Here is a 4,024-nt window from a genome sequence, read left to right on the forward strand (position 1 = left end):
CTTCCTATAAGCTCTTTATAAGCTAACCCCACCCATCTTCCACCCTTTTTTCACCAAAAACCCTCCCTCTTCTCTTTCGTTCTTTTCCGTTTCCTTCCGATAGCTCAAATATGTCACTTTTAGGGGTATACACTTTGCCAAAGTTTGAAACTTTGGCAAAGTTGAATAAACTGACAATATTTACTCATTTTCTAATTCTCTCATTTTCCAATTTTCTAATTCCCCCGTGCGGCTCGCACCTTTGGCAAAGTTGATGTTTCAAAAAGTTACTTCCCCCATTTTCTAATTCTCTCATTTCCTCATTTGCTAATCTGCTAATTCTCTCATTTGCTAATTTCCTAATTACTTCCTATCTTTGCAACTCATAACTCAATCCTATATGAAACTATACTTTTACCTTTGGGCATTTGCTCTTACGGCTTGCCACAACTCATCAGAACAAAAAGAGTTGCCTAAAAAGCAACTCACCAATTACGTAAATCCGTTTATCGGTACCGATGGTACGGGTAACACCTACCCAGGAGCGATGACTCCCTTTGGAATGGTGCAACTAAGCCCCGATATAGGTATCCCTGGCTGGGACAGAATTTCGGGTTACTTCTATCCCGATAGCATCATTACCGGCTTTTCACACACCCACCTCTCAGGTACGGGAGCGGGCGACCTCTACGATGTGCTGATAATGCCTACCAATAGCAGGTTTAACGAGCGCATAGAGGCAAACAACCGTTTGCCCTTCTCTTATTTCTCTCACAAACACGAAACCGCTACGGCAGGCTATTACAGCGTCGATTTGCTGAGTTATGGTATCAAAGCTGAACTTACCGCCACTCCTCGTGTAGGCGTGCAACGCTATACTTTTCCTAACGACGAACAGTCTAAAATTACAATAGATTTAGGTTATAGCATCAATTGGGATAAACCTACCGAAACCTATCTAAAAGTGGTGGATAATACAACTTTGGAAGGCTATCGCTTTTCTACCGGTTGGGCACGTAACCAAAAGGTCTATTTCGTCATCAAACTCTCCAAGCCCTTTGCTGATAAGAAGTTTACAGAAGAAAAAGAAAACGGCAAGAGCAACCGTTCTAAAATTGTACTCCGCTATGCTACCGCCGATAATGAAGCCATTGTAGTGAAAACAGCTCTCTCTATGCATAGCATTGCAGAAGCGTATAAAAATATGGAAGTTGAAGCGCCTCACTTTGCTTTCGACAACTATCGCGAGACAGCTCGCAATCTATGGGAGAAGCAGTTGCAGAAGATTACGGTAGAAGGCGGTAATGAGGAGCAAAAAACGATTTTCTATACAATGCTCTACCAATCGATGTTGGCGCCTAATCTTTTCAGCGATGTCGATGCTCCCAAAAAGCGTTATGATACTTTTTCTCTTTGGGATACTTTCCGCGCAGCTCACCCTCTCTATACCTTGTTGCACCGCGCAGCTTCCGCCGATTTTATCAGTAGTTTTTTGGCACACTACCGCGAAAATAGTGCGCTACCGGTGTGGAGTATGCAAGGAGGTGAAACCAATATGATGATAGGCTATCACGCTGTGCCTGTTATCGTAGATGCGTATTTTAAGAAAATACCAATGGATATTCCTTTGGCTTACGAGGCTTGCAAGCAAAGTGCAATGGTAAACGAACGCGAAATCGACTTATATAAACAATATGGCTATGTGCCTTACGATTTAGATAAATCCGATGAAAACTGGTCGGTGTCCAAAACCTTAGAGTACGCTTACGACGATTGGTGTATTGCACAATTCGCCAAAGCATTGAATAAAAAAGAAGATGAGGCTTACTTTGCCAAACGCGCTGAAAACTGGCGTAATCTTTTCGACGAAAAAACTACTTTCTTCCGCCCTAAGGATAGCAAAGGGCAATTTATCAAACCTTTTAACCCCAAAGATTATAGTAAATACTTCTGCGAAAGCAACGCTTGGCATTATCGTTGGTTTGTGCCACAAAATATCGAAGGATTGCGCAATGCAATGGGAGGCATTAAGGCTTTTGAACAAAAACTCGACTCGATGTTCACTTTGGCAGTTACTCCCGATGAGAAACTGCCTATTTTCAGTACCGGTATGATAGGACAGTATGTGCACGGTAACGAACCGAGTCATCACGTGGCTTACCTCTATCATTTCACGAACCACCCCGAAAAAGCTACCCAGCGCGTTACCGAAATATTGAACACTCAATACAAAAATACACCCGACGGACATTGTGGTAATGAGGACTGCGGACAAATGAGCAGTTGGTATGTGCTTTCCGCCTTAGGTTTGTATCCTCTTAACCCTGCCAACAGCAGGTATTATATAAGTGAACCGCTATTCGATAAAGCTACGTTGCATTTAGAGAACGGCAAGACTTTTACGATTGAAAAAAGAAAAGACAGCAAAGCAAAAACACTACTCAACGACAAACCGCTGAATAGAGGATATATTACTTATGAAGAAATTATTGCAGGAGGACGTTTAGAGTTTAAGAAATAAACGTTTTTACTACCAATGCTGAGTTAGTACCTCCGAAACCAAAAGAGTTACTCAAAAAGGCTTTAATAGGGCGTTCTACAGTTTCGGGAATAATATTTAGCTTAGCAGAAGCCTCATCGGGGGTTTCAAAATTGATATTAGGAGCTATAAAACTGTTTTGCATCATCAGTACTGAATATATCACTTCGCTAGCTCCTGCCATCCAGCACTCGTGTCCGGTCATTGATTTTGTGGAACTCACAGGAATATTACTGCCAAAAATCTCATAAATAGCCTTTGCTTCGTTAGCATCGCCTATGGGGGTAGAAGTGGCGTGCGCATTGATATAGTCGATTTCACTGGCTTGCATACCTGCATTTTTGAGGGCACGCGCCATCGCACGGGCAGGACCTTCTACATTGGGTGTAGAGATATGTCCGCCATTAGACGAAAAGCCATAACCTACCACCTCAGCAATTGGGGTTGCTCCACGCCTTATCGCCGACTCGTAACTCTCCAACACCAAAGTAGCTGCCCCTCCACTGGGTACTAAGCCGTCTCTACCGGCATCGAATGGACGAGAAGCCAAAGTGGGTTCGTCCTCACGCATTGAGAAGACCCCAAGACCATCGAAACTGCCCATACTGTACTTATTGATTTCCTGAGCTCCGCCACATATTACGCAGTCTTGCATACCACTTTGGATAAGCAAGTAGCCTAAGCCTACCGAATGCGACCCACTGGCACAAGCGGCGCTGATACTCATATTTACTCCTCGCAATTGGAAGAGAGTAGAGAGGTTCATCGTTACGGTAGAGTTCATCGTGCGGAACACCGCCCCAGAGCCTACGAGGGTAGTATCTTTCTTCTCTCTTATCTTATCGTTTGTAAGAATTACCGACTCGGCTACACTGTCGTTGCCGTAGAGGATTCCCACTTCGTTTTGTTGTAAGAAATCGCTATCGATACCGGCATTTTTAAGCGCTTCGAGGGTTGCCATATAGGCAAATTCGCTTTCTTGTCCCATAGAAATACGCTCGCGACGACCTAAGAGTCCTTTTAGGTCGGGGTTTTCTACAAATCCCGTCAGCGCTGACCGATAGCCGTATTCTTTGCGTTCGGGCAAGAAAACAATACCCGATTTTCCTTGGTATAACGAATCACGCACCTCACTGAGTGAAGTGCCTATACAGGAATAAATACCCATTCCGGTGATAACTACTCTCATAAATTCAATTAGAAAATTAGCAGATTAGCAAATTAGAAAATGTGGGGGCAAAAGTAAGAAATAATACTGATAATGCCAAATAATGCCAAATAATGCCAGAAATGCCAATAATACCAAGTAATGCCAATAATACCAAGTAATGCCAATAATACTGATAATTAACTTTGCCAAAGGTGCGAGCCAAAGCCAGCGAGAGCTCACAGCTGGGTATGTGGGGGCTGTTAAATTAGCAAATTAGCAAATTAGCAAATGGGGAAATTAGCAAATGTAGAGGGTTGAGGGGTTCGGAAGATATCGGAGAAGTTCGGAAGAGGGGA

2 protein-coding genes are annotated in these 4,024 nt (G+C 43.3%); one reads left to right on the forward strand and one right to left on the reverse strand.

The window, feature by feature from the left end; translation table 11 throughout:
- Window positions 1-379 precede the first annotated feature (379 nt).
- Window positions 380-2,500: a GH92 family glycosyl hydrolase gene (locus HMPREF9072_RS09485; RefSeq protein ID WP_009411510.1), complete on the forward strand. Its 2,121-nt coding sequence runs from the start codon at window positions 380-382 to the stop codon at window positions 2,498-2,500.
- On the opposite strand, the gene HMPREF9072_RS09490 is transcribed toward HMPREF9072_RS09485, so the two are convergent.
- Window positions 2,490-3,707, reverse strand: coding sequence for a beta-ketoacyl synthase (locus HMPREF9072_RS09490; protein WP_009411511.1), 1,218 nt, complete (start codon window positions 3,705-3,707; stop codon window positions 2,490-2,492). The genes HMPREF9072_RS09485 and HMPREF9072_RS09490 overlap by 11 nt on opposite strands.
- Between the last annotated feature and the right edge of the window lie 317 nt (window positions 3,708-4,024).

Origin of the sequence: Capnocytophaga sp. oral taxon 324 str. F0483 (genome assembly GCF_000318315.2) — a bacterium.
GTDB classification, from domain to species: domain Bacteria; phylum Bacteroidota; class Bacteroidia; order Flavobacteriales; family Flavobacteriaceae; genus Capnocytophaga; species Capnocytophaga ochracea.

Excerpts from the sequence above, each read along its gene's own strand:
- HMPREF9072_RS09485 (WP_009411510.1), top strand. The coding sequence starts at position 380 with ATGAAACTATACTTTTACCTTTGGGCATTTGCTCTTACGGCTTGCCAC.
- HMPREF9072_RS09490 (WP_009411511.1), bottom strand. The coding sequence starts at position 3,707 with ATGAGAGTAGTTATCACCGGAATGGGTATTTATTCCTGTATAGGCACT.